The organism is Vibrio sp. B1ASS3 (genome assembly GCF_905175355.1).
Lineage (GTDB): Bacteria > Pseudomonadota > Gammaproteobacteria > Enterobacterales > Vibrionaceae > Vibrio > Vibrio owensii.
Genome location: NZ_HG992742.1, coordinates 107,566 through 133,147 on the forward strand (window position 1 = coordinate 107,566; position 25,582 = coordinate 133,147).

The 25,582-nt window shown below is 46.4% G+C and carries 28 protein-coding genes and 1 pseudogene; 20 read left to right on the forward strand and 9 right to left on the reverse strand.

The genetic code is table 11. The features are described 5' to 3' along the window. Positions 1-12 precede the first annotated feature (12 nt). Entirely contained in the window at positions 13-327 is a 315-nt protein-coding gene (gene cyaY, locus KJB05_RS00510) for an iron donor protein CyaY (RefSeq protein ID WP_005438551.1), read from the reverse strand. Between cyaY and KJB05_RS00515 the strand changes: the two are divergent. The 7 genes and pseudogenes from KJB05_RS00515 to KJB05_RS00545 all read left to right on the forward strand — a co-directional run bounded on the left by KJB05_RS00515 (position 307) and on the right by KJB05_RS00545 (position 7,659). After that, positions 307-518 (forward strand): annotated as a pseudogene (locus KJB05_RS00515) (lipoprotein). The gene cyaY and the pseudogene KJB05_RS00515 sit on opposite strands and share 21 nt — an antisense overlap. 60 nt (positions 519-578) lie before the next feature. Continuing rightward, positions 579-1,832, forward strand: coding sequence for a diaminopimelate decarboxylase (lysA, locus tag KJB05_RS00520; protein WP_009705173.1), 1,254 nt, complete (start codon positions 579-581; stop codon positions 1,830-1,832). 10 nt (positions 1,833-1,842) lie between these two features. Next, a complete protein-coding gene (gene dapF, locus KJB05_RS00525; RefSeq protein WP_005438548.1) occupies positions 1,843-2,673 on the forward strand; it encodes a diaminopimelate epimerase in 831 nt (276 codons plus the stop codon). Beyond that, positions 2,667-3,398: a DUF484 family protein gene (locus KJB05_RS00530; protein ID WP_208445418.1), complete on the forward strand. Its 732-nt coding sequence runs from the start codon at positions 2,667-2,669 to the stop codon at positions 3,396-3,398. Before dapF ends, KJB05_RS00530 begins: the two co-directional genes overlap by 7 nt. Next, on the forward strand, positions 3,364-4,305 hold the full coding sequence (xerC, locus tag KJB05_RS00535) for a tyrosine recombinase XerC (protein ID WP_005430404.1): 942 nt from the start codon (positions 3,364-3,366) through the stop codon (positions 4,303-4,305). Before KJB05_RS00530 ends, xerC begins: the two co-directional genes overlap by 35 nt. Before the next feature lie 12 nt (positions 4,306-4,317). Next, on the forward strand, positions 4,318-5,034 hold the full coding sequence (gene yigB / locus KJB05_RS00540; RefSeq protein ID WP_208445419.1) for a 5-amino-6-(5-phospho-D-ribitylamino)uracil phosphatase YigB: 717 nt from the start codon (positions 4,318-4,320) through the stop codon (positions 5,032-5,034). Positions 5,035-5,172: 138 nt separating this feature from the next. Continuing rightward, positions 5,173-7,659 (forward strand): EAL domain-containing protein, encoded by a 2,487-nt coding sequence (locus KJB05_RS00545; protein WP_208445420.1) that lies wholly within the window; start codon positions 5,173-5,175, stop codon positions 7,657-7,659. Between the two features lie 108 nt (positions 7,660-7,767). Here KJB05_RS00545 and KJB05_RS00550 read toward each other — a convergent pair whose 3' ends face one another. Next, a complete protein-coding gene (locus tag KJB05_RS00550) occupies positions 7,768-8,364 on the reverse strand; it encodes a tRNA-uridine aminocarboxypropyltransferase (RefSeq protein WP_208445421.1) in 597 nt (198 codons plus the stop codon). Next, the gene (locus KJB05_RS00555; protein ID WP_208445422.1) at positions 8,364-9,914 is read right to left on the reverse strand and encodes a hypothetical protein; all 1,551 of its coding nucleotides are present in this window, start codon (positions 9,912-9,914) and stop codon (positions 8,364-8,366) included. Before KJB05_RS00555 ends, KJB05_RS00550 begins: the two co-directional genes overlap by 1 nt. Positions 9,915-9,955: 41 nt before the next feature. Between KJB05_RS00555 and KJB05_RS00560 the strand changes: the two genes are divergently transcribed. Beyond that, positions 9,956-10,426, forward strand: coding sequence for an EVE domain-containing protein (locus KJB05_RS00560; protein ID WP_208445423.1), 471 nt, complete (start codon positions 9,956-9,958; stop codon positions 10,424-10,426). 69 nt (positions 10,427-10,495) lie between these two features. Here the strand turns inward: KJB05_RS00560 and KJB05_RS00565 are convergent, their stop codons facing one another. Further along, complete coding sequence (locus KJB05_RS00565; protein ID WP_005438534.1) at positions 10,496-11,320, reverse strand: Cof-type HAD-IIB family hydrolase; 825 nt, start codon at positions 11,318-11,320, stop codon at positions 10,496-10,498. Positions 11,321-11,491: 171 nt separating this feature from the next. Then, complete coding sequence (locus KJB05_RS00570) at positions 11,492-12,481, reverse strand: alpha/beta fold hydrolase (RefSeq protein WP_009705166.1); 990 nt, start codon at positions 12,479-12,481, stop codon at positions 11,492-11,494. Between the two features lie 65 nt (positions 12,482-12,546). Here KJB05_RS00570 and rhtB point away from each other — a divergent pair, with 65 nt between their 5' ends. The 6 genes from rhtB to arsJ all read left to right on the forward strand — a co-directional run bounded on the left by rhtB (position 12,547) and on the right by arsJ (position 17,862). Beyond that, entirely contained in the window at positions 12,547-13,161 is a 615-nt protein-coding gene (rhtB, locus tag KJB05_RS00575) for a homoserine/homoserine lactone efflux protein (RefSeq protein WP_005430372.1), read from the forward strand. Positions 13,162-13,189: 28 nt separating this feature from the next. Next, the gene (locus tag KJB05_RS00580) at positions 13,190-14,413 is read left to right on the forward strand and encodes an EAL and HDOD domain-containing protein (protein ID WP_208445424.1); all 1,224 of its coding nucleotides are present in this window, start codon (positions 13,190-13,192) and stop codon (positions 14,411-14,413) included. Between the two features lie 102 nt (positions 14,414-14,515). Then, the gene (locus KJB05_RS00585; protein WP_009705162.1) at positions 14,516-14,851 is read left to right on the forward strand and encodes a metalloregulator ArsR/SmtB family transcription factor; all 336 of its coding nucleotides are present in this window, start codon (positions 14,516-14,518) and stop codon (positions 14,849-14,851) included. Positions 14,852-14,878: 27 nt separating this feature from the next. Then, positions 14,879-15,880 (forward strand): ArsJ-associated glyceraldehyde-3-phosphate dehydrogenase, encoded by a 1,002-nt coding sequence (locus tag KJB05_RS00590; RefSeq protein WP_005430364.1) that lies wholly within the window; start codon positions 14,879-14,881, stop codon positions 15,878-15,880. Positions 15,881-15,891: 11 nt separating this feature from the next. Next, positions 15,892-16,386 carry a cyclin-dependent kinase inhibitor 3 family protein gene (locus KJB05_RS00595; protein WP_208445425.1) on the forward strand — a complete coding sequence of 165 codons (495 nt, stop codon included), beginning with the start codon at positions 15,892-15,894 and terminating at the stop codon, positions 16,384-16,386. A gap of 258 nt (positions 16,387-16,644) precedes the next feature. After that, positions 16,645-17,862, forward strand: a complete 1,218-nt coding sequence (gene arsJ / locus KJB05_RS00600; RefSeq protein ID WP_039842608.1) for an organoarsenical effux MFS transporter ArsJ — start codon at positions 16,645-16,647, stop codon at positions 17,860-17,862. A gap of 89 nt (positions 17,863-17,951) precedes the next feature. On the opposite strand, the gene KJB05_RS00605 is transcribed toward arsJ, so the two are convergent. Beyond that, on the reverse strand, positions 17,952-18,332 hold the full coding sequence (locus KJB05_RS00605; RefSeq protein ID WP_208445426.1) for a cystatin domain-containing protein: 381 nt from the start codon (positions 18,330-18,332) through the stop codon (positions 17,952-17,954). 250 nt (positions 18,333-18,582) lie between these two features. Between KJB05_RS00605 and KJB05_RS00610 the strand changes: the two genes are divergently transcribed. Beyond that, positions 18,583-19,596, forward strand: a complete 1,014-nt coding sequence (locus KJB05_RS00610) for an acyltransferase family protein (protein WP_199459763.1) — start codon at positions 18,583-18,585, stop codon at positions 19,594-19,596. A 1-nt stretch (position 19,597) separates the two neighbouring features. On the opposite strand, the gene KJB05_RS00615 is transcribed toward KJB05_RS00610, so the two are convergent. Beyond that, entirely contained in the window at positions 19,598-19,927 is a 330-nt protein-coding gene (locus KJB05_RS00615; RefSeq protein ID WP_005438509.1) for a DUF2500 domain-containing protein, read from the reverse strand. A gap of 240 nt (positions 19,928-20,167) precedes the next feature. On the opposite strand from KJB05_RS00615, the gene KJB05_RS00620 reads away from it, so the two are divergent. The 4 genes from KJB05_RS00620 (at position 20,168) to KJB05_RS00635 (ending at position 23,162) form a co-directional block, all read left to right on the forward strand. Further along, complete coding sequence (locus KJB05_RS00620; protein WP_005430355.1) at positions 20,168-20,533, forward strand: hypothetical protein; 366 nt, start codon at positions 20,168-20,170, stop codon at positions 20,531-20,533. A 1,020-nt stretch (positions 20,534-21,553) separates the two neighbouring features. Beyond that, a complete protein-coding gene (locus KJB05_RS00625) occupies positions 21,554-22,174 on the forward strand; it encodes a lysoplasmalogenase (protein WP_020197731.1) in 621 nt (206 codons plus the stop codon). A gap of 69 nt (positions 22,175-22,243) precedes the next feature. After that, positions 22,244-22,465, forward strand: a complete 222-nt coding sequence (locus KJB05_RS00630; RefSeq protein ID WP_005438506.1) for a YecH family metal-binding protein — start codon at positions 22,244-22,246, stop codon at positions 22,463-22,465. 112 nt (positions 22,466-22,577) lie between these two features. Continuing rightward, positions 22,578-23,162: a YhgN family NAAT transporter gene (locus KJB05_RS00635; RefSeq protein WP_005438505.1), complete on the forward strand. Its 585-nt coding sequence runs from the start codon at positions 22,578-22,580 to the stop codon at positions 23,160-23,162. Between the two features lie 57 nt (positions 23,163-23,219). On the opposite strand, the gene KJB05_RS00640 is transcribed toward KJB05_RS00635, so the two are convergent. Together KJB05_RS00640 and rsmD are read right to left on the reverse strand one after the other, a co-directional pair. Next, positions 23,220-23,486 (reverse strand): DUF1145 domain-containing protein, encoded by a 267-nt coding sequence (locus KJB05_RS00640; protein ID WP_005438504.1) that lies wholly within the window; start codon positions 23,484-23,486, stop codon positions 23,220-23,222. Positions 23,487-23,511: 25 nt separating this feature from the next. Then, on the reverse strand, positions 23,512-24,111 hold the full coding sequence (rsmD, locus tag KJB05_RS00645; protein WP_038896753.1) for a 16S rRNA (guanine(966)-N(2))-methyltransferase RsmD: 600 nt from the start codon (positions 24,109-24,111) through the stop codon (positions 23,512-23,514). Between the two features lie 223 nt (positions 24,112-24,334). Here rsmD and ftsY point away from each other — a divergent pair, with 223 nt between their 5' ends. Further along, complete coding sequence (ftsY, locus tag KJB05_RS00650) at positions 24,335-25,573, forward strand: signal recognition particle-docking protein FtsY (protein ID WP_045482020.1); 1,239 nt, start codon at positions 24,335-24,337, stop codon at positions 25,571-25,573. Positions 25,574-25,582: the final 9 nt, after the last annotated feature.

A 25,582-nucleotide genomic window follows, 5' to 3' on the forward strand; every position in this document is an offset into this window, starting at 1 on the left:
GACCTACTTGGCTTATGCCCAATCGATCGTTTCACCAGCGTGTTTTTCACACTCTTCTTTCACCATTTCAAATAGTTCCATGCCCGTTTTAGAGCAAGTCCATTTGTTATCGACTAGCTTGAAGTGGAAGCCACCAGACTTCGATGCCAACCAGATCTCATGCATTGGCTCTTGGCGGTTAATGATGATTTGGCTGCGGTCTTCAAACTCTAATGTCATTACGTTGCCAGTGACTTCGTAATCAATGTCTGCACCTGAATCATCGATGGATTCTTCGATGAGTTGCATCTGCGCATCCACGAGTTGATGAAATTCAGTATCGTTCATCCGTCTATCCTATTGCTTTTCCTGAGTGTGGTGCGATTATAGGGGGCATTGGTTTAATAATCACGATATGCAAAATGAAAAAATTACTTACTGTGTTGTTTGTGATGGTTGCAGCGACACTTGCTGGTTGCGGTCAATCAGGTTCACTTTACATCCCAGATGACGCTCAGCAGAACGAGCAGTCACAATAATTAGCCACCCTTAGGGTGAAATCAGGGTTTAGCAGTCGAATTAATTAAGGGAAGCAAATTTTGGATTACTTCAACTATCAGGATGATGGCCAGCTTTGGGCCGAAGACGTCTCACTTCAAGCTCTTGCCGAGCAGCATGGCACTCCTCTTTATGTTTACTCACGCGCGACGTTAGAGCGCCACTGGAATGCGTTCGATAGCGCTGTGGGTCAGCATCCTCATCTTGTTTGTTACGCAGTAAAAGCAAACTCAAACCTTGGCGTATTGAATGCACTGGCTCGTTTGGGCTCAGGCTTTGATATCGTATCTGGTGGTGAGCTTGAGCGTGTTATCGCGGCTGGCGGTGATGCGAAGAAGGTGGTGTTCTCAGGTGTTGGTAAAACGCCTGCAGAGATGAAACGCGCACTGGAACTGGGCATTAAATGCTTCAACGTGGAATCCGAACCTGAGCTTGAGCGCTTGAACAAAGTCGCGGGCGAGCTAGGTGTGGTTGCTCCGATTTCTCTACGAATTAACCCTGACGTAGACGCAAAGACTCACCCTTACATTTCGACTGGCCTGCGTGACAACAAATTTGGTATCGCGTTTGACCGTGCGCCTGCTGTATATAAATTTGCTCAGAGCCTACCAAACCTAAACGTTCAAGGTATCGACTGCCACATCGGTTCTCAGCTGACTGAGATTGAACCTTTCATCGATGCAACAGATCGTCTATTAGCGTTGATTGATGACTTGAAAGCACAAGGCATCAACATCCGTCACTTGGACGTTGGTGGTGGCCTGGGCGTGGTATATCGTGATGAATTGCCACCACAGCCTTCTGATTACGCGAAAGCACTGTTAGGCCGTCTTGAGAACCATCAAGATCTTGAACTGATTTTCGAACCAGGCCGTGCGATTGCAGCTAACGCTGGTATCTTGCTGACGCGTGTGGAATTCCTAAAGCACACAGAGCATAAAAACTTTGCGATTATCGATGCGGCGATGAACGATTTAATGCGTCCTGCGCTGTACCAAGCGTGGCAAGATATTGTTCCTGTAGCACCACGTGAAGGTGAAGCACAGACTTACGATTTGGTCGGTCCTATCTGTGAAACGGGCGATTTCTTGGGCAAAGATCGAGCACTAGTGCTGCAAGAAGGTGATCTACTCGCGGTTCGCTCTGCTGGCGCCTATGGTTTTGTGATGTCTTCGAACTACAATACTCGTACCCGAGCGGCGGAAGTGATGGTGGATGGTAACCAAAGCCACCTTGTTCGCCAGCGTGAGGAGCTGACCAGTTTGTGGCAGCTGGAACAGATTCTACCGGAGTAACACACAACAAATGCATTTCCACTTTTCCAAAATGCACGGTTTGGGCAACGACTTTATGGTCGTCGACTGCATTACCCAGAACGTGTTTTTCTCGCAAGATTTGATCCGTCGTTTGGCGGATCGTCACACGGGCGTTGGTTTTGATCAATTGCTCGTGGTTGAAGCGCCTTATGATCCTGAAAGCGACTTCCATTATCGCATTTTTAATGCCGATGGCAGTGAAGTTGAGCAGTGTGGTAATGGCGCTCGCTGTTTCGCACGTTTCGTCCGTTTGAAAGGCTTGACTAACAAATACAGCATCAGCGTGAGCACCAAGAAAGGTAAGATGATTCTTGATGTTGAAGACGATGGTGAAGTTACGGTGAACATGGGTGTACCTGAGTTCGAGCCGAACAAGATCCCTTTCAAAGCGAAGCAGAAAGAGAAAACCTACATCATGCGTGCAGGCGATAAGACCCTGTTCTGTGGCGCAGTGAGCATGGGGAACCCGCACGTGGTGACCGTGGTTGACGATGTGGATACGGCAGAAGTGGAAACACTTGGCCCGCTACTAGAATCACATGAGCGCTTCCCTGAGCGTGTGAATGCGGGCTTTATGCAAGTTGTGAATCGCAATCACATTCGTCTGCGCGTGTATGAGCGTGGCGCGGGTGAAACGCAAGCTTGCGGCAGCGGTGCCTGTGGCGCTGTTGCGGTGGGCATCCTGCAAGGTCTACTGGATGAGAACGTGAAAGTTTCACTTCCTGGTGGTGACCTACGCATCTCTTGGCAAGGTCCAGGCAAACCGCTGTTTATGACTGGTCCTGCAACTCACGTATTTGATGGTCAATTGTCGTGCTAGTTGAAGAGCAAGAAAACCAAATCTCAGAAGTTGAAGCGGATGCGCTGACTGCAGAAGTGGTGGCGCAATATTTAAAAGACCACCCAGACTTCTTTGTTCAGCGTCCAGAGTTGGTCGATCGCCTATCTTTGCCACACACAGATTTAGGTACGGTTTCTTTGGTTCACATTCAAATGAACCGCCAGCGCCAGCGTATAGAAGAGCTAGAAGAAGAAATCACTACTCTAATGTCTTTGGCAGCGAATAACGATCGCACCTTCTACGAGTTCATGGATCTGCAAGGGCAAATTCTTAAGTGTGGTGACTTCAAGCAAGTCATCAACGCCATTGAACTCAAAGCCAAAGACCTTGGTTTGACGGCGTATGTGCGTCTATTGAGTCAGTGTGATGCTGCGACTCAATTGAGTAAGGAAAGCTACCAACGTTTTGCTACCAACCACTTAAACGGTAAAGAGGCGTACTTAGGTCGTCTGCGTAAAGTGGATCGCGAAGCGTTGTTTGGGAATATGGACGTTCCAGAAATGGGTTCCTATGTGGTGTTACCGCTTGTGAAAAAACAGACGCTTGGCGTACTGGCATTTTCTAGCGAGGATGGCGGTCATTTCCAACCAGATATGGATACCTTGTTTTTGCGTCACCTATCCTTAGTAGTGGCACATCTCGCTCAAACATTGGTATGGCAAAGTCACGATGACGACAACTCCCAACACTCCTCTGCCAAATAGTCTTCAAAAGCCTCTTGAACGCTTCTACGAATTCCTGCGAAGCGAAAAGGGGCTTAGCCTGCACACCCAACGCAACTACAAACAACAATTGGAAACCATGGCTCACCACTTGGCTGAGATGGGTTTGAAAGATTGGTCGCAAGTCGATGCGGGTTGGGTACGTCAATTGGCAGGTAAAGGCATGCGTGAAGGCATGAAAGCCAGCAGCTTAGCGACGCGCTTATCTTCTCTACGCAGCTTTTTCGATTTCCTGATCCTACGTGGAGAAATGTCAGCAAACCCTGCCAAAGGGGTTTCGGCGCCACGTAAGAAACGCCCACTGCCGAAAAACCTCGATGTGGATGAAGTAAACCAATTGCTCGAAGTGAACGAGGACGACCCGTTAGCGGTGCGCGATCGTGCCATGATGGAGCTAATGTACGGCGCTGGTCTGCGTTTGGCAGAACTGGTGAGCGTCGATGTGCGTGATGTTCAGCTACGCAGTGGCGAATTACGAGTGATTGGTAAAGGTGACAAAGAACGTAAAGTGCCGTTCTCTGGTATGGCAACTGAATGGGTTGGTAAATGGTTGCGTGTGCGTGGTGATTTAGCCGCGCCGGGTGAACCTGCACTGTTTGTTTCCAAGCTGGGTACACGAATCTCACACCGCAGTGTGCAAAAGCGCATGGCGGAGTGGGGGCAGAAACAGTCGGTCGCGAGTCACATTAGCCCGCACAAACTGCGTCACTCGTTTGCAACGCACATGCTGGAATCGAGCAATAACTTACGTGCGGTACAAGAGCTATTGGGGCATGAAAACATCTCCACCACCCAAATCTATACCCACTTGGATTTCCAACATTTAGCGCAAGCTTATGATCAGGCGCATCCAAGAGCGCGTAAGAGAAACGACGACAAGTCGGATTAACCAAGGAATACCATGAAATTCTACCGCCGTATTGCGCCTGTAAAAGCGATGACGTTTGACCTTGATGACACCCTCTATGACAACTACCCAGTGATAGTTCGTATGGAGCGTGAGTTGTTATCTTGGCTTAAACACCATCATCCGGCGGTCGCTCACATGGATAAAACCGATTGGTTTGCACTCAAGCAGCGTGTCGTGCAGCAACAACCTGAGCTGAAGAGCGATGTCACTTTGTGGCGTTTAGTGCAGCTCAAGCAAGCCTTCTCTCAAGTTGGGTACGATAACGAAGCGGCGCATACCGCTGCGCAAGCCGCAGTAGAGGTTGCTTTAGATTGGCGTAACCGTTTTGAAGTACCACAGCAAAGCCTCGATGTACTTGCTGAACTCGGGCAAGAAATCCCGCTGGTAGCAATCACCAACGGCAATGTGGATTTAGATAGAATTGGTCTTACGCCTTATTTCCAGCAAGTACTGAAAGCAGGGCCCGATGGCAGCGCGAAACCTGCGCCGGATATGTTCACCAAAGCGCAGCAGTTTCTGGATTTGCCTAGTGAGCACATTCTTCATGTCGGTGACCACTTAGTAACAGACGTTCAAGGCGCGAAAATCGCGGGTTTTGCCGCATGCTGGTTCAATGATATGAATAAAAATGTCATTACTCAGGCAAAAACGCGAACGTTACCTGACATTGAAATCAATAACTTGCAGTCGTTACTCGCGCTTTTGTAATCGCTTCCGCATTAATCCATGCAATCTTAATTCTGACCCTAGAAAAGCCGCCTAAAGCCACGTAAATTACTCTCATCAAAGTAAAATAATAAGACCACTTTCATGTGGTGTGGCTTGATGACGGCAGTGGTAGGGTAAATGCGAGCATTCTCTCAACTGGTTCAAAATGTGGATCAGCTTAATGACTTTTTAGTCACTTCTCAGTGTTGTGCAGATAAACGTTATCTGGTGCAACTCTTATCCACCCAATCACGCGACTCCGCCGTCTCGCTCGCTCGGGCAATACTCGAAAGATTACCCAACACGCACATCATCGGTCACAGCACCCGTCACGTTATCTTGGAAGGTGAAATCATCAACCATGGCTGCTTAGTGTGTGTGATGGAGTTTGAACAAACCACGCTCACGTCTGCGGTTCAGCATTATTCCTTCTCGCCAGATATCGATGGCTACGATCTCAAGCAAGCGTTACAACTGCAAGATAACTCCAAAGCCATTATTAGCTTTTCTGTCCAAATCGAACGTCGTGATTATCCGGTGTATCGCGTATTCGATGCCGACGGTCCGAAGGTTTCTGGCGGTTTGGCTCAAACCATCGATGACGGTTGTTGGGTTCTGCATCAAGACCAAGTTTATGACGAAGCGGTTGTCGCGGTTGCCTTGCACAGCAATACTTTGAAAACATGGACGAGTGCGTATTCTGAGTGGAACCCAATCGGCATGCCACATAAGGTTACTCACGCCAAAGGGACGCGCTTGTATCGCTTAGGAGAGCGTAAAGCGGTGGAAGTCTACAAGCACTATCTTGCTGACGGGCACGACCTGACGCTTAATCAATTGTTGAACTTCCCACTTTATCGCGAATCCATTGGGCGCAAAGAGGTGTGTACCGTGACGGAAATCCATCCCGACGGCAGCATGAGCTTCGACCGCCCTTGGTGCTTGGGTGATGAAGTGCAGTTCTGTTACAACCATCCCTCGTTAACGCTTGAGCAAGTTCGCCATGGGGTGGTGGAGCTTTCCATGCATCAGCCTGAAGCGGTGATGATTTATAACTGCGCATCGCGACTTGATTTTATTGATAGCAGCGATGAAGTTCGTGCCTTCACGGACATTTCTCACACGTCGGGCAGTTACTGCATGGGCGAGTTGTACGGCGAGAATCACCAACAAGAAATTCTGCACCATAGCCTGACTTACTTGGCGATGCGTGAAGGGGATGAAGTTACTGCGCTTAACATGCCACAGCAAGAAGTGAGCACTTCTATCTCTCCCTTATTTAGTCTGATCCGCAATGCGATTGGCGATCTCAACAACATGAATGCTCATATGGGCTATCAACTCGATCGCCAAGCGAAAAAGCTAGAACAGAGCTTCCGCCGAGATAGTCGTACAGGATTACAGAATCGCGTTGCGCTGCAAGAGCGCTTGATCAGCATTGATACCGATGAACATTTATTGACACTTAAACTGCTTAACTTTAGCCATATCAACGAAAAGTACGGCTATCGCGTTGGCGACCAACTGTTGAAAGACTTGTCGATGCACTTTAGCAATCGCCTGCGTAAACGCCTTGGTAAACCAGCCGCGCTGCAACTTTATAGCATTGGTGTTGGTGAGTGGGCGTTCTTATTTAAAGCTGACATCAGCAGTGAAGCAATCAAGCAACACTTTACTCGCTTTGCTGATGCGGTTGAGCAAACCAACTTTGAGCCAAGTGGCTTACGGGACATTGATTACCTTTCGATTTCGCTGTGCGGTGGCTTAGTTAGCCGTCGTGATTTCCCAACGGCATCGCCGGATGAATTGCTCCTCAAAGGCATTGAGGCACGAAGAGCAGGTGTGCGAAGTAATACTCACATCTGCAATGCCAAAGACATTGAGGTTAATGAAGATGTGCGAAAAGAGCAGTTGGGTTGGCTAAGTTGTGTGAGTCGCGCCATCCTCAAGCAGAACATCATTACCTACAGTCAGCCAATTGTGCACGCTTATAACCATCGTCCCGCGAGCCAAGAGTGTTTGGTGCGTATTATGGAAGAGGATGGCAGCATCATAGCGCCGGGGCGTTTCTTACCCATCATTTCTGATACGCATTTGTACACGCGTTTGAGTCGTCACATGATTCGCTCGACGCTCAACTACATGAAGGACAAACAAGGTGACTCCTCAATTAACTTGTCACCTCAGGATTTACTCAGTGATAAAACCTTGATGTTGCTTGAACATGCCATTACTCAACTTAACGACCCAAGACGGATTGGTTTAGAAGTGTTGGAATCAGAGCAAATCAAAGATTACGGAAGGATGATTGAGGTGTGCAGCCACTTTAGAAGCCTAGGCGCACGCATCATTGTTGACGACTTTGGCTCGGGTTACTCCAATATTGATGAGATCCTCAAGTTGGAGCCGGAAGTCATTAAGCTCGATGGCAGTTTGATTCGCTACATCGACAAAGACCAAAAGCAGCGCAAGATTGCTTCGCAGTTAGTGCGTTTGTGTCAGGTGTTTAACGCCAAGACTGTCGCTGAGTTCGTGCACAACAAAGAGGTGTGTGATATTGCTCAGGACATGGGTGTGGACTATCTGCAAGGTTATTACTTAGGTGAACCGACACGTTTGTTTTAATGTGCTTTGCTCTAATTGTGCTTAAGTGCTCTAACGTTTTGTTTCACGTGAAACAGCATCCAATAAAAAACGCAGCGTTAGAGCTGCGTTTTTTGATTCTTAAGGGCGTTAGACTTTGAACTCGTGACCACTTTTCTCGGCTTGGAAACGAGGAAGGTATTGCTCGAAGAAGTCCAGCATCTGTTGCTGGTTTTGCTCTTCACCAAGTTGTCCGAGCAATTGAGCTGCCACTTCAAAGGTACATAAGTTGCCTTCTTGTTGGTTTCGGCGCAGTTGATATTGGGAATCGGCCTGAGTGGTTAAGCCCATCATCGCGACACCTTCTAGCCATCGGCTTTTATTGATCATCTTGCGCGCCTCTTGCCAAGTCGCATCAAGAATGATGTACAACGGTTGTCTGTCTTGCTCGGTACTTTGTTGCTGTACTTGTTCAAGCGTTAGGCTCTCTTCACTTGGGAATAGCAGTACTGGCAGCGGGCTTGGATTCGTTAGCGTTTCTAACAACTCTGCTGGTGGCGTTTTTCGGTCCCAAACGACTTGAGTGACATTCAGTTGGCACTGGGCGAGCAGTTTGCCAGTGTTAGTATCGCGCGTCAGTTCATTAGGGTGCATTAACAGTATCAGTGTATGTTCACTGCTTAACTTCGGCAGCAGTGAACAGATGCAGTTGAACTGGAAGCCACAATGTGGACAAGGCTGCGCCATTACAAGCGCACTCCATCACGAACAGGGCTGATGCCATCTGAGAACAGACGCACGCCGCTGACTTGCTCTTTGCTCGCTTTTGGTGCCAAGCTTGGGTTGATTGGGTAACTTATGCCTGTGTATTGCATCACGTGTTGCCCAGGCGTTGCGCCGCCACCGCTGACATTGAAAATGAGATCACGCCAGCCGTGCGAGGTTTGTTGACCAAGCATAATTGGGCTTTGTACTAACGTCATACGGCTGTTGAAGCGCCACTCTTTTTCGTAGTTTTCGAAGACGAGTAGAGTGCAACCGCCAGAGCCACACCAATCAAGTTGCACCAGTAATTCTTCATCGCCATCGCCATTCAGATCGTAGGTCAGCCAACGGTATTGGTTATTGCTTGGGTTGGTTTGATTAATGAAAAAGTAGTTACGTACCGCCGCATCCACTTTTGAATTAAATTCGGCACTGGATGGGATGTCCGCAGCTGCAATTGGCGCACTACCGCGTTCAGGAGCCGCTTGTTCAATACCTGAGTTACGCACTGTTGCTGGGTATAGCACTAAACCGCCATCGGCAATGGGATAAACCAAATTGCCCACTTTCTCTTTGACTGCTTTCAGCTGGTTGCCTTCGCGAGTAAATAGGCGCTCGGTCATTAAGCGTTGTTGCTGGTGGTGAGTCATCAATACTTGTACTTGCGATGGGCTCAGTTGTTGCCAGTAGCCGCGTTCAATCAATGGCGGTTGCCCGTCTGAATAGCTGTATTTGGTGATGGCACTGTGGTCGCTGTTGAGTGTCATTTGCACTTCGAATCCTTGCGACTGGGTTGATGTTGCCACGTAAGTGTTCACCCACTCGAGTGTTGAGTCTACGTTGGCCGCCATACCGCAACCTTGGTAGGTTTTATCGTCATGCTCTAGTGTCGCTTTCCAGCCGTAGAGAGAGTTGCTCATGGTGTCTGAACACAAGTTCTCAGTCATGCGCAGTTCACCATCGTTAAGTTGATAGGTGCGTTGGCGAGGCTGTAGTTTGCTGCTGTCGATTTCGAGCGTTTGTGTCGACTTGCCCATTTGCTGGAACTTGAGTGTGTTGCCTTCAAAGCTGGCTGACCACGATGGCTCGTTACCAAAGACTCGTGTTGGTTTACTGGTTTGTTTGCAGCGTTGTGGGTTTTCTGTGGTGAGGAAGTTTACTTGTTCTACCACGAAGTTCGCGTCGAAATCTGCAGAGAAACCATCAACACCAGGAGGATTGAGGTGACCAATCACTTCTCCATACATGGTTTGATAAGGTTCATTGGTTAATGCGATGGCTCGTTGCACTTGTTGTGGTGACAGTTGCAGCCAGTATTGTTTGTCGCTACCACAAGGTGTGATGTACTGGCTTTCATGCCCAATCACGACTTCACCACGCAGCATAAAGGTTTGAGGTAAGATGGTTTCTGGCTTATCTAAGGATGCAGGCGGAGTTGTTGGTGTGTCTGCATCGGACTGCTGTGGTTGCATGCTACATGCTTGCAGCACCAGCAGTGTGGCTAATGCCACTGGGTTTTTCAAAGCCTTCATGTTATATCTTCCTCATTACTCAATCTGCATCGGATGGCATTATGGCATATTGGTTATTTAAAACAGAACCAGATACCTTTTCTATTGACACGCTTCGAACCCAAAAGGTTTCATGTTGGGAGGGAGTTCGTAATTATCAGGCGCGTAATATGATGCGTGACCAAGTCAAATTGGGCGACTTGGTGCTGATTTACCATTCCTCTTGCAAGAACGTGGGTGTGGCAGGTATTGCCAAAGTGACCCGTGAAGCGTATCCCGATCATTTCCAGTTTGACCTAGAGAGCGATTATTACGACCCGAAATCCGACCCAGAAAATCCGCGTTGGATAATGGTGGATATTGAGTTTGTGCGTAAGACTGAACGCTTGATTCCGTTGTCAGTCATTAAGGCGATGCCAGAGCTCGAAAATATGCCATTAGTGAAACGCGGCAATCGCTTATCGATCATGCCGGTGAGCGAAGAAGAGTGGCAAGCAATCCTCGGTAAAGAGAAGTTGCCGAGTCAACGATAAAAGAAAAGGGCTGCATAGTGCAGCCCTTTGTAATTTTGCCGATAACCTGCTGTTGGTCACCAATACAGGTTATAGCAGATGATCTTGCAGGTAGTGTGCAACCGCATCGTCGGCGTTGCTGCCGATCACTTCATTGTTTGGTAGTGCTTTCATCACTTTTTCGTGAGAGGTGCCCATCACCAAACCTTTACCCGCCATGGATAGCATTTCTACGTCGTTCATGCCGTCACCAAACGCAATGGTGTTTTCTAGCGTCAAACCAATTGATTCTGCCACTGCTTTTAGAGCATCACCTTTAGAAACACCCGCACTCATTACTTCCAGACACCAAGGTGTTGAGAATGCGATGTTTAGTCGATCGCCAAATTGTTCACGCAGCTTCGTTTCGAAAGTAACAAGGTGTTCATGGTCTTGCGCTGGGTGGGTGAAGAACACTTTTGCAATGCCGTCTGTTGGCGCATTGTCTTGGTCGTACAACTTGTAAGTGAACTCTTCGTGGAAATCACGCAGTTGTTCGTCGTCTTTGTTCAGCAACCAGTCGTCGTTTTGGTACATGTGGATAAGTATTTCAGGATCCGTTTTGATCGTGTCGATCACTGGCTGAACCAAATCTTCTGGTACGTTCTGGCTGTACATCTCTTGATCATTTTGGTCGTGCACACGTGCACCGTTTGAAGTGATCATGTAAGCCGGAATACCTACCGTGCGACGAATGCTTGCGACGTCTACGTGGTGGCGACCCGTTGCAAAGACAAATGTGTAGCCTTGTTCATGCAGCGCTTTGAGCGTCTCTTTCGAGTAAGCGCTTAGCTGGTGGTTTGGTGCGAGTAAAGTGCCATCCAGATCTGAGGCAACGATTTTAGTGATCTCTTTGCAAGGTAGCGATGTGCTCATGAAGCCCTCGTAAACGGTTCGGATAGAGTAGAACAGGTTGATTGCACACGGAGCGCAGTAGATTGACTAGGTCGTACTGCTCCGAGTGCGGGGAACATGATGAAGTTTACGCCAAAATAAGGAGGAAAAAGAGGGTAAATCGCAGACCTCGTATTTCCTCTTTAATTCATTTTATGCGCTTTGAGCACGCATAAAGGAAAAGACAGCGTCCAGAGCTTGGTTACGGTATTGGTCTTTTTCGAACAAAATTTCGTGCTCTGCACCAGCAATCGAAACTAGGCTGGCATTGGGGTTGGTCTTACTTAGCTTATCGATAAAGCGTTGCTGCGCGGCGTTACTCACTATGCGATCATTGCCTGACTGAACCAATAAAACCGGAACTTTAATTTGGCGAGTCAGCAAAATACATTGCTTGGCAGCCATTAAGCCTTGCCAAACCCAACGGGTGCTTGGCCCACCGACTTGCAGCTCGGGTTTGTCGTTGTATAAACCACGGAACCAATGATAACGATCGTAGCTTTGGCTAAGAGGGTTATCTTCAAACGGTTTTGTGTAATACGCTTTATGTCCCGGAGCATAGCTAGGTTTTGTCGAAACTGCCGCTAAGATTTGGCTGACCGGAATCGCGATAGGGCTGAGATACCACGGTAGGTTGATACCAAACATTGGGGAACTCAGAATCAAACCATCAAAGTTGTGTTCTGGATGCGTTTGTAGGTAGCGCGTGGCGATCGCACCGCCCATAGAGTGGGCAATGATAAAACGCTGTTGGTATCCGCTTAAATCAAGCTGCTGCAGCACCAATTCCATATCTTCAATGTAATCATTAAAGTCATAGACGTGACCCATGTCTGAGTCTGGAATTAGGCGATCTGATAAACCTTGTCCTCGGTGGTCAAACGAATACACGTCATAACCTTGTCGGTACAGGTCGTAGAACAGTTCTTGGTATTTCCAGGAAGCTTCAATGCGACCGTTGACGATCAGCACGGCTTTTGTGTGCTCAGGATTGGTGAGTTTGCACCAGTAGATTTTCTTTTTCTCTGTCCCTTTTACAAAGCCTTCTTGGCGTTCTTGCCAAAGTGCTGCGATCGGACCACCTATTGCTTGCTCAAATAAAGTCTCTTGAGTATAAGTCAAAGGTGAATGGTTAATAGCCATTAGTCGATTACCTGAAGATACGTTGTTTACGCGATGTATCATCGAAGAATTATTGAGGAAATGCAATGGATACCCACGTTTGGTTAGCCTATGTGGTAACAGCAATCGTTTTTAGTCTGGCTCCGGGATCTGGTACCGTCAACTCAATCAGCAATGGTTTGAGTTACGGCACGCGCAAGTCATTGGGTGCTATCGTTGGTTTACAAATCGGTTTGGCGATTCATATTGCTCTGGTTGGTGCTGGTATCGGTGCTTTAGTCGCGCAATCGGCAACGGCATTTACCGTGATTAAATGGGTGGGTGCGGCTTACCTTGTGTGGCTTGGCATTCAAAAGTGGCGTGATACGTCCGGCTTGGTTGCAACCGAAAGCCACAAAGCTATGTCAGGCACTTCTCTGTTGTACAAAGCTATTCTTATTAACCTGACAAACCCGAAATCGATCGTCTTCTTGGTGGCACTGTTTCCACAGTTTATTGACCCAGCAAAAGACCAGCTGACTCAGCTATTGGTATTGGGTGTGACCACAGTAACCATTGATGCGTTTGTGATGCTGGGTTACACCAGTTTGGCCGCTCAAATGGGACGCTTTATTCGCTCAGATAAGATCATGGGCAAAATTAATAAAGTATTCGGTTCAATGTTCATGGGATGTGGTGCATTATTAGCGGCAGCTAAGTAACAAATTATAAAAAGCACAATAATTTCGAATGAAAAATGCGTATGTCGCCCGCCAGCCTATCTTTAATCGAAAAAGACAGACGCTGGGATATGAGTTGTTGTTTCGTGATGGTGAAAGTAATGCCTATCCTGCACACATCGATTCAAACAGGGCGACATACCGATTGATAGTAGAGAACTTTCTCTCTGTCGGAACCAATCCTCTGATTGCATCTTCGCGATGCTTCATCAATTTTCCTCACCAAAGTTTGCTGCGTCGGCTGCCAAGAAGTTTGCCGAAAAACAAAATCGTGGTTGAGGTACTCGAAACCTGCCAACCAACCGATGAACTGCTTGAAGCCATTCGCGAACTGTACCGTGAAGGCTACTTGATCGCGCTCGATGATTTCACTTTGACTGACGAATGGCGTCGTTTTCTGCCTTATGCTCATATCGTGAAACTCGACATCATGGCGATGGGGCTGAAAAATGCGTGTGATTTAGTTAAGAAGCACACCAAAAAGCGCACCAAATACCACTTCTTAGCTGAGCGGGTCGAAACCGAAGCTGAGTTTGAAGCGACTAAAGAGGCGGGCTTTAAATTCTTCCAAGGCTACTTCTTCAGTAAGCCGGAAGTGATGCAGACTAAATACGTAAGCCCCGAGCAAGTACTGGCACTTAAGTTATTTAGAGAAGTGTGTGTTCCCGATCCTGACTTCGACCGGATTGAAAACATCATTACTCAAGATGTCACGCTGTCGTACAAGTTACTGCGTTTTGTGAACACGCAATCGACCACATTAGAAGTGACCATTACTTCATTCCGCCAAGCTTTGATTTACCTTGGGCAAGAAAAGCTAAAAATGTTTGTCTCGCTGGTGGTGGCCTCTTATATCTCTAGTAAGAAGCCGCGTGAGTTGTACAACTTATCTTTGCAACGCGCTCAATTCTGCGAAGCCATGTCGCGCTATCAACCTCTTTCGCATCTCAACGAGCAGGGTTTTATGGTTGGCTTGTTGTCGATTCTCGATGCCATGCTCGATTTGTCTGTGGAATCTTTAGTTGGGCAGTTGCCGTTAAGTCCTTCCGTGCAGCAAGCCTTGTTGCATCGCCAAGGTGAATACGGCGCGTTACTGGCAATTGAAGAGTGCTACGAGCGTGCAGACTGGGCAGGCGTGGAGCAATTCTCACAGCAACTCGGTCTTTCTGTTGATGATGTGAAGTCTGAACTTGGCGAAGCTGTGCGCTGGAGTCAGACCTTTTCTGGCGCCTAATCTGATCAAATATTAAACTTTTATTACAGTCGAGCACGATCGCTTGACGGCATCCTATTTTTAAATAACTATATACGCATATCCATATATAGGTATGTAATTATGCTTCCACATCAGTTCTTCAAACTTCTTTCCGACGAGACTCGTGTGCGTTGCTTAATGCTGGTGGTTCGTGAAGGGGAAACCTGTGTTGGTGATTTAGCCCATGCGCTACAAGAAAGCCAACCAAAGATTTCTCGCCATCTGGCTCAACTAAGATCAAATGGTATTTTAGTTGATAAACGCCAGGGGCAATGGGTGTACTACGAGCTGTCAGATCAATTACCGGGATGGATGCAAAAATTGATTGATGACTTGGTGGCCTCGAACTGCTTAAAGCAAGAGTACCAAGACGATATTTCACGTTTGCAAGACAAAGCTCGTGCAGCGTGCTGTTAACCAGCGAAAGCTTAAAGGTAGAAGATTATGACGATTAAAGTAGGTATTAACGGTTTCGGTCGAATTGGTCGTTTGGCATTACGCGCAGCGTTTGATTGGCCAGAGCTAGAGTTCGTGCACATCAACGATGTAGCGGGTGATGCAGCGACTCTTGGCCACTTACTTGAGTTCGATTCAGTTCAAGGTCGTTGGAACCATGCAGTGCAAGTTGAAGGCACAGACATGGTGATCAATGGTAAGCGCATCACGACTTCACAAGAGCGTGATATCGATGCTGTGAACTGGGGTCAATGTGATGTTGTGATTGAAGCAACGGGCGTTCATCGCAAAACCTCATTCCTAAACAAATACCTAGAACAAGGCGTAAAACGTGTTGTTGTTAGCGCACCAGTGAAAGAAGACGGCGTAGCTAACATCGTAGTGGGTGTGAACGACCACATCTTCGATCCTGCGCAGCACCGCATCGTAACCGCAGCGTCTTGTACAACGAACTGTATTGCACCAGTCGTGAAAGTGATTCACGAGAAACTGGGCATTGAACAATCGTCATTCACAACGATTCACGATTTAACTAACACACAAACGATTCTGGATGCGCCGCACAAAGACCTACGTCGTGCACGTGCATGTGGTATGAGCCTGATCCCAACTACAACGGGCAGTGCAAAAGCGATTGTTGAAATCTTCCCTGAGTTGAAAGATAAGATTAACGGTCACGCGGTTCGTGTTCCTCTAGCAAACGCCTCACTCACTGACATCATTTTTGATGTGAAACGTGACACCACGGCAGAAGAGGTTAACGCACTACTGAAAGAAGCTTCTGAAGGCGAGCTAAAAGGCATTCTTGGCTTTGAAGAGCGTCCATTGGTTTCTATCGATTACAAAGGCGACCAACGTTCAACGATCGTTGATGCGCAATCAACCATGGTAGTGGGTTCTCGTATGGTGAAGATTTACGCTTGGTACGATAACGAAATGGGTTACGCGACGCGTACTGCAGAATTGGTTCGTAACGTTGGTATGGCATAAGGAGTTTTAAGATGTCTCATCCTACATGGCAATTAGATTTAGAAACGGGCGCTTTGGTACTGACTCCATGTCCAGGTACCAAAGGTGTTGAACTGCAAGCTTCGTTAGAGCAACTAAAAGCGCAAGGCGTAGAAGCGATTGTGACTGCTCTGGATAATACTGAACTAGCAGCAAAAGACGTGTCTGCGTTGGGTGAATTGACTCAACAATTGGGCATGAAATGGTTCCAAATTGAGATTGAAGATGACTGTGCTCCGGGCGAAGAGTTCGCGGCAAAATGGTCACAAGCGAGTCCTGAACTGCACGCGATTCTTGCTCAAGATGGCAAGGTTGCCATGCACTGTATGGGTGGATCTGGTCGCACAGGTTTGTTCGCTGCGCACCTACTGCTAGAGAAAGATTGGACGCTAGAAGACATCGTACGTGAAGTGCAAGCGCTGCGTCCTGGTGCTTTCACAAAGCCAGTACAAGTTGAGTACATAGAGCGTGTGGCTCAAAACGCTTGATCAGCTTATAGAGCTTTTGGAGCATCATGTTCTAAAAGCTCTATTTATGCCGTAATGGCTTACCAATTTATGTGATTCTTTCTTACTGATATTATGTTTAACTCATTGTTTATTAATGGGTAATATTTAGAATTCTTATCAGTTCTTGTTTCACAATTTAGCGCCAGTATTGAGATGGCTTAATGCTGGTGTTCAGGTCATAGAGCATTTGGAACATCATGATCCAAATGCTCTAAACGCTGTACATCTGAGGTCGTTATGATTTCAAAACTAAGCAAAAGTATCCGTCAGTATATGCTGGTGACGTTCAACTACTGGAACTTCACTGTGACGGATGGTGCACTCCGTATGTTGGTGGTGCTTTACTTCCATGACTTAGGCTACTCAAGCTTAGCCATTGCTTCGCTGTTCCTTTTCTATGAATTTTTTGGCGTAGTGACCAACTTGGTTGGTGGCTGGCTAGGTGCTCGACTTGGTTTGAACAAAACCATGAACGTCGGCTTAGGGATGCAGATTTTTGCCTTGCTGATGTTGGCAGTGCCCAATGCTTGGTTGACCATTCCTTGGGTAATGGCGGCGCAGGCAATTTCAGGTATTGCCAAAGACTTAAATAAGATGAGTGCCAAGAGCGCGATCAAAACTTTGGTGCCAGACGAGCAGCAAGGTGCACTTTATAAGTGGGTTGCGATCTTAACGGGCTCGAAGAATGCGCTGAAAGGTGCGGGTTTCTTTGTTGGTGGTTTGTTGCTGTCGGCGTTTGGTTTCCAAACTTCGATGATCATCATGGCAAGTGTGCTGGCTGTTGTGTTTGTATGCAGCTTGATCTGGCTAGAAGCGGATATGGGTAAGGCGAAGAGCAAACCTAAGTTCCGTCAAATTTTCTCTAAGTCAGAATCGGTGAATATTCTTTCCGCTGCACGTATGTTCCTATTTGGCGCTCGTGATGTGTGGTTTGTTGTTGCACTTCCGATTTATCTTGGCAGCGTGTTTGGTTGGGATCACTTGATGGTGGGTGGCTTCCTTGCGGCTTGGGTGATTGCTTACGGATTCGTTCAAGGTTTTGCGCCTCGTATTACCGGCAAAGCGCAAGGTCGAGTGCCAGATGGCAGCGCGGCATTAATTTGGGCTGGTATCCTTGCTGTCATCACTGGTGCGATTGCTTATGGCGTGCAAATCGGTTGGCAACCAGAGCTTGTTATTGTGGTGGGCTTGATGATTTTCGGCGCTGTGTTTGCGGTGAACTCATCTCTGCACTCTTACCTGATCGTTAGTTATGCGAAAGGCGATGGAGTATCACTGGATGTTGGCTTCTACTATATGGCGAATGCGATGGGACGTTTGATCGGTACGGTTCTGTCTGGTTGGATTTACCAAGAAGCGGGTTTAGCGGCATGTCTGTGGGTGTCATTTGCTTTCTTAGCACTAACAACGCTAATTTCTATCAAGCTACCAAAGGCCAAAGTGGCTACGGCTTAAATCGGTTTACGAGTTAGAAATAAAAATGGCTCCGCTTTGGGAGCCATTTTTGTTTTTACGATTCAGTATCGCAAATCAGCAAGTCTTGCTTATGGGCAAAGACGGCCTTGTTGTGCAGGTTGCGTCATTTCCATATCACCTTTCAGTGAGCGGTAAACGATGGTGTTCCATACTTCACCATTGTCCATTTCGAATTCAATGGCGTAGTTAAGACCATTCACCACTTGAGTTCGTACGCTTAAGATCTCTTTTAGCTTAGCCGCGGTATTCATCTGACCAAGTACAAAGTCGAGTGCTTGCTGAGCTTCTGGTGTTACTTCACCTTTTGACCAGCCGCCAGCAAGGTTTTCAGCGCTGCAGATAGGGTTCGCTTCCGGTTGCGATTGTGTTGGTGCCACGGTCTCTTCCTTTTGATTACATCCAGCTAAAGCCACTACACAAACCAGTGACGCTAATAATGTTTTCTTCATAAAGACCTCTCTTAATAATCTGTCCAGCATCCTAATGGAATAAAACGGTTAAATCTGTTTCATATCCGAGAAAGCTTAGGGGGGCTGATCCTATTTGTACAATAGGATTTATCGCTAACCATTGTGCAAATCAATGATATTGGTGCGTCATCGCTGAGTTAAAAATAAGCAAAAACAGATTGTTAACTATTTCACTGGATGAAAATTACCCTATGCTATAGACGTAAAGCCAATCAAAGTAGGTAAGGGTATGAGAGAAAGGGTTCTGTTTTTCGACTTATTACGTTGTGTCGCTGCGGTCGCGGTGATTGCCATTCATGTATTAGCGCCATATCGTAATGAGTTGGGAGTGATTCCATTTGACCAATGGTTGACAGCGGTAGGCGTAAACAGTGTGACTCGCTGGGCGGTGCCCGTATTCATTTTGATCACTGGTGCGCTGATGCTCAGTGACACTCGTCCTTTTGATGCCAAGTACTACGTTAAACGGCGTTTAGGTAAAGTGTTGGTGCCTTTCTTGGTTTGGTCGATGTTCTACGCCTATCTATCCGGCTGGACAGCGCAAGGTTTTGATTTCGAGACCGTCAAAGAAGTCGTTGGTAATAGCCCACATCATGCGACTTACTACCACCTTGGATTCTTCTACTACTTTATCCCGCTCTATTTTGTTATTCCGTTATTCCAATGGGTGGTCCGCAATTGCGATGATAACGTCCTCTATGCGTATCTTGCTGTTTGGCTGCTGACCAGCACTTTGTTCCTATTTAAGATTGATGGTCCATGGAGCAATCAATACTGGCTTTACATGGGGTATTTGCCGCTCGGCTATGTGCTATTTAAAAAGATGCCTCTCAGTCGTTCTACCGTTTCGATCTTTACTGGCTTAGGGTTAGTCGCTTTGGCCGTGACTTTCACCATGGTGGTGACCAATAGTTTGGAATTGGATAAGTACACCGTAGGGCGCTGGTTCTCTTACAAAACACTGAATGTGATTTTAGCGGCATCAATGATCTTTATGTTATGTCGCTACTTCGGTGAAGGTTTGGCTCCGAAAGCGCAAAAAGTAGTGAGCTTTATTAGCCAGCACAGCTTAGGGATTTATTTGTTACACCCAATCTTCTTGTGGCCGATGAAAGCGTTTGGTTGGTATGAAGGTCACCCTGCATGGGTGATTCCGGTGTGGATTGTTTTGAGTGGTGCAGGAGCCTTGGGGATGAGTTATCTATTCTCTAAATCCGCCAAGACTCGTTGGCTGTTGCCGTAGGTTAGCGTTTAAGGGCGAAGTGTAAAAACTTGTCGCCACGGTAGGTCAGTGTGCCTTTATCACCAGGATTCAACGCGTGGTAATAGTGCACACCGATTTGGAATTCGCGCTTAGGGCCAATAGCGCCACGTTGAACGTAGATCCAATATTCTTGGTCGTCTTGACCTAACTCGGCATCCGGAACTTCTATGGCTTGCTTGTCTAAGATGGTCACTTGCGCGCTTTGCTCTGGCGCGTCTTCACCAAAGTAATGTTTGCTATAGAAGCGGAAAAATGCCCATGCACCTAGTGCGATCAGGGCGAACAGAGCCAAAATAAGTGAGATTGGCATGATAACCTCCAATGTTTCATTGGTGCCTATTTTACAGAACTCCCTGATTAAACTATGAGTTGAGATAAATTATTCGTGATCTAGTAAAAGTAACGTAGATTTTATTCGGCGCACTTCACATTTTATATGCGTGCAAGAGCACAATTTAAAAGGAAATTTGCACCTAACCGCTCGAAAAAGCTCTAAATTTATAGAAGAATGAAATGACGGACAAAGGAAAGTTCAGTAAGGAGGGTTACGATGTCAGATATTGAGAAAGTAGTCATGCGTACCCGAACGATCGAAAAACTTCTGCGCACGCAATACCATGCAGAAGGGAAAGGGCTACATCAATTGATCACTAGCTGCGAGGAGCGCTTACCACATGATGTGGTAGCAAAGCTGCGTTTTATCGCAACAGTGCGGAATAAGGTTGTTCACGAAGAGGATTATAAACTGGACGATCGAAAAGGCTTTTTAGCGGCGTGTGATGCATGCGAAAAAGAGCTGACACCGAGAAGTTCACGCTTTATTTGGCGAGCGGCGATTTTGTTAATGGCCTTGATAACGCTTGCTGCACTCGGCTTTTACTACATGCATTGGGACATTCTGGTTAAGCATTTGTAGATAGCAAAATTTGAATAACAAAAAAGGGACGCGAAAGCGTCCCTTTTTTATTGGAAACAGTAACTTAGTACATCATTGGCAGTGTCATTAAACCAACAACCACTGCAATCATTACCAGCCCTTGTTTTTGAGAAGAAGAAATCATAACACTACCCCTAAAATCATTGATGAACTCGATGTAAATAATATAGCACTGTTTTTGAGCTTTGATCAACTTCAAAGCGGAAAAGTTTTCAAAACTCACACTTAACTTAAGTGTTTTTACCCTAAATTGACTAATAAAACTGTGTTTTTTGTGCTGTTCTTTAAGTGTTCGACTTGTTGTTTTTATCTTCTTTTGTGGTTTAAGTGTATGATTTTAATGTGTTGAATATGAGTAATCTTATGCTGAAATAGTGTTTCTTGTGTCAGTGGGGAGGTTGGTTGGCTATTTTTACTGAATTTCTCAAAAGTTGAGAAAATTGGCTTTTATGCTAATGAGGCTCACATTTATGGACGTCCATCTTGTTCGTTTTTTCCTATCCAATGAGAAAATCTCAGCACCAAAAGGGTTTAGCTTTAATCCACAATAGCTAAGGTTAGGTTTTTATTGTTTTTCTGGATTATGTATTGTTATATCAGTTAGTTAAGTGTAATCGTTTGAATTTTTACTCTACACAATTGTTGAGCCAATAGTTGTTTATCTTGTTATGGGACGGTGTTTTTACCTTTCTGAGTGGTCAGAGGTGGTGGATCTGGCTTTTGTGTCGGTTATTTGCTCATAACGGTTGTATGGCGAACAGATTGGCGGTTTGTTTTTCAATTTCTGAAGGTTAGGTCTTTTGATAAAATTATCCATAACATTCAAAGTCAGATAGTTGGGCTCAATAATTGTGAGAAAAACGATAATCACTAATTGAGTAAGTTCCGTTTACAAAATGTCGTGATTCGCTATCGAGATCCAACTTTCACTGATTGTGTCTTTACATCAAGATTGGTCTACCTAGACTAGCGGCGAGATTACGTGAAAGGTGTATCGGCATGTGGAGTTGGTTAGCGATAGGGCTATCAGGAGTATATTCCGTGTTGGGGGCGAAACAGGCCAATCCGACACAGTCTCTGGCATTTAAAATTTTTACTCTGCTACTGTTGCTGGTTCTGGCGCTCACGGAGGGGGCTTCGGCACCTCACACCTACTGGATTGCTGGTGGCTTATTGGTATCAATGTTCGCCGATACCCTCCATTCGTTTAAATCTCGAAAACCTCTCTATTTTGCTGGTTATCTACTGGCGCAAATCTGTTACAGCAAATCGTTCTGGGTCCAGCTTAATGGTGACATCGTTTGGTGGCTGTTAGCTTTGCTTCTTGCAGCGAGTATCGTGGCCTTCTTCTTGTTGCTCCCTCAACTGGATTCTATGGTCTTTCCTGTCGTTATAATGGGTATCATGTTGGTTCAGCTAGCTTGGGCAGCAGGAGAGGTGTGGTTACAAGTGCCGAGCTTTGCCAATGCTCTCGGCTTTAGTGGCACTCTAGTCATGATTTATTCCGCCTTAGCCTACGCGATACATGGATATCGTAAACCGATGAAGCGAGCGTATGTTTGGGTAAGTGGCAGTTACTTCTTGGCTCATGCACTTATTGTTGCCTCTATCATTTACTAACTTAGGTCAAAGTCAGCGGCTCCGTTTTGAGTAAACTGGGTGGATTCCATTTAATGACTGGAGTCGATAATGACTGAAATTCATGCTCACAACTTACTGAACTTACTTCGTGAAACCCCTATGAATCGTGATGAGCTAGCGGCTCACTTTGGTAGTGAAGTGCGTTTTCATACCTGCAAGCTGAATGATCTAGACTTAGATGCATTGCTAGAGTTTTTACTAAAGCGTGAAAAAGTACGCGAACTGGAAGGTAAGTTTGTCGTCAATATGGCGCGTGTTTGTAATCACTAAGCGGCGGCTAACCCATCATTAATGAAGGCGATACATTCATTTCGCCTTCAACCATATATTCACTCAATCACTTTGTTATACTGGCCGCCAATTTTTCCGTCGAGGTCAGAACATGGACATTCTTTCTGCAGCGACCATGCTGTTTCTTATTATGGATCCGCTCGGTAACTTGCCGATTGTGCTCTCCATTCTTAAACACCTTGATGCGAAGCGTCGCCGAAAAGTACTGATCCGAGAGTTGCTGTTCGCCTTGATGATTTTGATGCTGTTCTTGTTCGCAGGACAGAGCATCATGAGCTTCCTTCATGTTCAGCCTGAGACCTTGAGTATTTCTGGCGGTATCATCCTGTTTATCATTGCGATTAAGATGATTTTCCCAAGCGCAGGCAGCATTACCGGGCTTGCAGCAGGTGAAGAGCCGTTTATTGTGCCGATGGCGATTCCGATGATTGCGGGGCCGTCTGTGATTGCCGCGTTGCTTTTGCTTTCCTCTCAACACCCAGACAAAATTATGGAGCTTTCCGCCGCGGTATTGATTGCGTGGGGTGCGACGTTCTTTATCTTGATGTTCTACAGTTTCTTCCACCGTATTTTGGGTGAGCGTGGCTTAAAAGCCGTCGAGCGTTTGATGGGCTTGCTGTTGGTCATGATTTCTACCCAAATGTTCCTTGATGGTGTGAAAAGCTACCTAGGCTAGCGCCAAACAAACACAAAAAAGCCGCTCTTGTGAGCGGCTTTTGTTTATCTGAGGCTTTTACATCATATGCTTGCGGCGAATATCGAGCAGAGCAAAGATGCCAAAAATCAAAATCGAATACTTTTCCCATGCGCTCATCTTAATCTTGTCACCAAATGCACCAATAAAGATGGCCATTTGCAGACCGTGCATGATGAATAAGAAAGCGGTCATGATGTACAACGCAATCGCCGCTTTACCAGGGAATGGCATAAAGAAGTTGAGGATTAACACGAACCATACGAAGGCGATGGCCGCTTTAGCCAGTATCAATAGTGCTTTCATTTAACTATCCTTTTAAATCGAGGCTTTAAGCTGGTGAGCGTTCGTATAAACGATAACTCACTTGGCCTGCCGTTTTTTCACGGTGCAAGCGCCAGCTTTCTGGCAGCCCAGCAATGCTTAGCTCTTTTTCCGTTTCAATATAAATCATCGCATCTTCAGCAAGCCAGCCGTTTTGCTCCAGCAAGGTCACGGTTTCATCCAATAATCCTTTGCGGAACGGCGGATCGATGAATACTACGTGGTGCGGTGTTCCTGGTTGTTGCAAAAAGCTGATAGCGTCGGTGTTCACAACGTGAATGTTATTGGCATTCAAAGAGGACACATTTTTTTGCAGTTGCTGAAATGCTTGCGGGTTTAGCTCAATCATAGTCACAAGTTCGGCTTGGCGAGAAGCGGATTCGAAGCCAAGGCCACCAGAGCCAGCGAACAAATCAAGACACTTCGCTTGTGGGACATCTTGAGCCAACCAGTTAAACAGGGTTTCTTTTACGCGATCTGTGGTTGGGCGTAAGCCTTCTGCATCATGAACAGGGAGCTTTCTGCCTCTCCATAAGCCACTAATAATGCGCACAAAGCCTGTTGTTGGCTTTTTTTGTGATGAGTTTTGCTGGCGACGTCTTACCATAGATTTTTTGACCGCTAATAAAGTGATACTATATCCAATCGCCCAAGCTTTGAGCTTGGATACAGCCCAGAATATTCAAGATGACAGAGTGTAACACTAATAAGATTAGATTCACCTAATTGGAAAGTTTTCATAACTTTGTCATTCGCCTTTTCAGTAAAGATAATAATCTTGTCAGAAAAGAGTCATTAATAGATAAGAAGACAATCTAGGATAGCCCCAGATGACGGAAAAAAAGAAGCGCGGATTACTTTCGTGGCTAGGTTTTGGTGATGAAGAGCAAAGCCAAAAACCGACAACTGAAGAATCAGTAAAAGAAGAAGCAGTGGAAGCACCTGCCGCCGAGCAACAACCAACAGAAGACGTTGCCGAGCAAGCAGAAGAAAAAACAACGGTTGAACAAGAACCAGAGAATGTTGAGGCTGTCCTAGCAGAAGCAGAAGCAGAAGCAGAAGCAGAAGCAGAAGCAGAAGCAGAAGCAGAAGCAGAAGAGCCACAAGTGCCAGTTGCGCCTCGTGTCCAAGAACAAGAAAAGCCAACCGAAAGCTTCTTTGCTCGCCTGAAGCGCAGCCTAAGTCGCACCAAGGCAAACATTGGTGCGGGTTTCTTCGGCTTGTTCAGCGGCAAAAAAATCGATGAAGACCTTTTCGAAGAATTAGAAGAACAGCTGCTTATCGCCGACGTGGGTATGAATACCACCACGAAAATCATCAATAACCTGACAGAGAAAGCCTCTCGCGGTGATTTGAAAGATGGCGAAGCGCTTTACGGCTTGCTAAAAGAAGAGATGGCCGAAATCCTATCTAAAGTAGAGCAACCGCTTGAGATCGATACCAACAAAACGCCTTACGTTATCTTAATGGTCGGTGTGAATGGTGTTGGTAAGACAACGACAATCGGTAAGCTAGCGAAGCAATTCCAAAGCCAAGGTAAAAAAGTCATGCTTGCAGCGGGCGATACTTTCCGCGCCGCAGCCGTAGAGCAACTACAAGTTTGGGGTGAGCGTAATAACGTTCCTGTGATTGCTCAGCATACAGGTGCTGACAGTGCTTCTGTTATCTACGATGCAATTGAAGCGGCAAAAGCGCGCGGTGTGGATGTCGTTATTGCCGATACAGCAGGTCGTCTACAAAACAAAGCCAACCTAATGGAAGAGCTGCGTAAGATCGTGCGTGTGATGAAGAAGATTGATGACTCGGCACCACACGAGATCATGCTGACGCTAGACGCAGGTACAGGTCAAAATGCGATTAGCCAAGCGAAACTTTTCAGTGATGTTGCCCCTCTAACCGGGATTACATTGACTAAGCTGGATGGTACGGCGAAAGGTGGTGTTATCTTTGCTATTGCTGATCAGTTCGAAATTCCAATTCGCTACATTGGTGTAGGCGAAGGCATTGAAGACTTGCGTCCATTTGAAACTCAAGAGTTCATTGACGCTCTGTTTAGTCGCGAAGAATAACAAGAGTTA

Excerpts from the sequence above, each read along its gene's own strand:
- rsmD (WP_038896753.1), bottom strand. The coding sequence starts at position 24,111 with ATGGTAAGACGTCGCCAGCAAAACTCATCACAAAAAAAGCCAACAACA.
- KJB05_RS00625 (WP_020197731.1), top strand. The coding sequence starts at position 21,554 with ATGTGGAGTTGGTTAGCGATAGGGCTATCAGGAGTATATTCCGTGTTG.
- KJB05_RS00635 (WP_005438505.1), top strand. The coding sequence starts at position 22,578 with ATGGACATTCTTTCTGCAGCGACCATGCTGTTTCTTATTATGGATCCG.
- KJB05_RS00620 (WP_005430355.1), top strand. The coding sequence starts at position 20,168 with ATGTCAGATATTGAGAAAGTAGTCATGCGTACCCGAACGATCGAAAAA.
- dapF (WP_005438548.1), top strand. The coding sequence starts at position 1,843 with ATGCATTTCCACTTTTCCAAAATGCACGGTTTGGGCAACGACTTTATG.
- xerC (WP_005430404.1), top strand. The coding sequence starts at position 3,364 with ATGACGACAACTCCCAACACTCCTCTGCCAAATAGTCTTCAAAAGCCT.
- KJB05_RS00630 (WP_005438506.1), top strand. The coding sequence starts at position 22,244 with ATGACTGAAATTCATGCTCACAACTTACTGAACTTACTTCGTGAAACC.
- KJB05_RS00640 (WP_005438504.1), bottom strand. The coding sequence starts at position 23,486 with ATGAAAGCACTATTGATACTGGCTAAAGCGGCCATCGCCTTCGTATGG.
- arsJ (WP_039842608.1), top strand. The coding sequence starts at position 16,645 with ATGATTTCAAAACTAAGCAAAAGTATCCGTCAGTATATGCTGGTGACG.
- KJB05_RS00615 (WP_005438509.1), bottom strand. The coding sequence starts at position 19,927 with ATGCCAATCTCACTTATTTTGGCTCTGTTCGCCCTGATCGCACTAGGT.
- KJB05_RS00610 (WP_199459763.1), top strand. The coding sequence starts at position 18,583 with ATGAGAGAAAGGGTTCTGTTTTTCGACTTATTACGTTGTGTCGCTGCG.
- rhtB (WP_005430372.1), top strand. The coding sequence starts at position 12,547 with ATGGATACCCACGTTTGGTTAGCCTATGTGGTAACAGCAATCGTTTTT.
- KJB05_RS00605 (WP_208445426.1), bottom strand. The coding sequence starts at position 18,332 with ATGAAGAAAACATTATTAGCGTCACTGGTTTGTGTAGTGGCTTTAGCT.
- yigB (WP_208445419.1), top strand. The coding sequence starts at position 4,318 with ATGAAATTCTACCGCCGTATTGCGCCTGTAAAAGCGATGACGTTTGAC.
- KJB05_RS00590 (WP_005430364.1), top strand. The coding sequence starts at position 14,879 with ATGACGATTAAAGTAGGTATTAACGGTTTCGGTCGAATTGGTCGTTTG.
- KJB05_RS00555 (WP_208445422.1), bottom strand. The coding sequence starts at position 9,914 with ATGAAGGCTTTGAAAAACCCAGTGGCATTAGCCACACTGCTGGTGCTG.
- KJB05_RS00565 (WP_005438534.1), bottom strand. The coding sequence starts at position 11,320 with ATGAGCACATCGCTACCTTGCAAAGAGATCACTAAAATCGTTGCCTCA.
- KJB05_RS00580 (WP_208445424.1), top strand. The coding sequence starts at position 13,190 with ATGAAAAATGCGTATGTCGCCCGCCAGCCTATCTTTAATCGAAAAAGA.
- KJB05_RS00560 (WP_208445423.1), top strand. The coding sequence starts at position 9,956 with ATGGCATATTGGTTATTTAAAACAGAACCAGATACCTTTTCTATTGAC.
- ftsY (WP_045482020.1), top strand. The coding sequence starts at position 24,335 with ATGACGGAAAAAAAGAAGCGCGGATTACTTTCGTGGCTAGGTTTTGGT.
- KJB05_RS00570 (WP_009705166.1), bottom strand. The coding sequence starts at position 12,481 with ATGGCTATTAACCATTCACCTTTGACTTATACTCAAGAGACTTTATTT.
- KJB05_RS00585 (WP_009705162.1), top strand. The coding sequence starts at position 14,516 with ATGCTTCCACATCAGTTCTTCAAACTTCTTTCCGACGAGACTCGTGTG.
- KJB05_RS00550 (WP_208445421.1), bottom strand. The coding sequence starts at position 8,364 with ATGGCGCAGCCTTGTCCACATTGTGGCTTCCAGTTCAACTGCATCTGT.
- cyaY (WP_005438551.1), bottom strand. The coding sequence starts at position 327 with ATGAACGATACTGAATTTCATCAACTCGTGGATGCGCAGATGCAACTC.
- KJB05_RS00545 (WP_208445420.1), top strand. The coding sequence starts at position 5,173 with ATGCGAGCATTCTCTCAACTGGTTCAAAATGTGGATCAGCTTAATGAC.
- KJB05_RS00595 (WP_208445425.1), top strand. The coding sequence starts at position 15,892 with ATGTCTCATCCTACATGGCAATTAGATTTAGAAACGGGCGCTTTGGTA.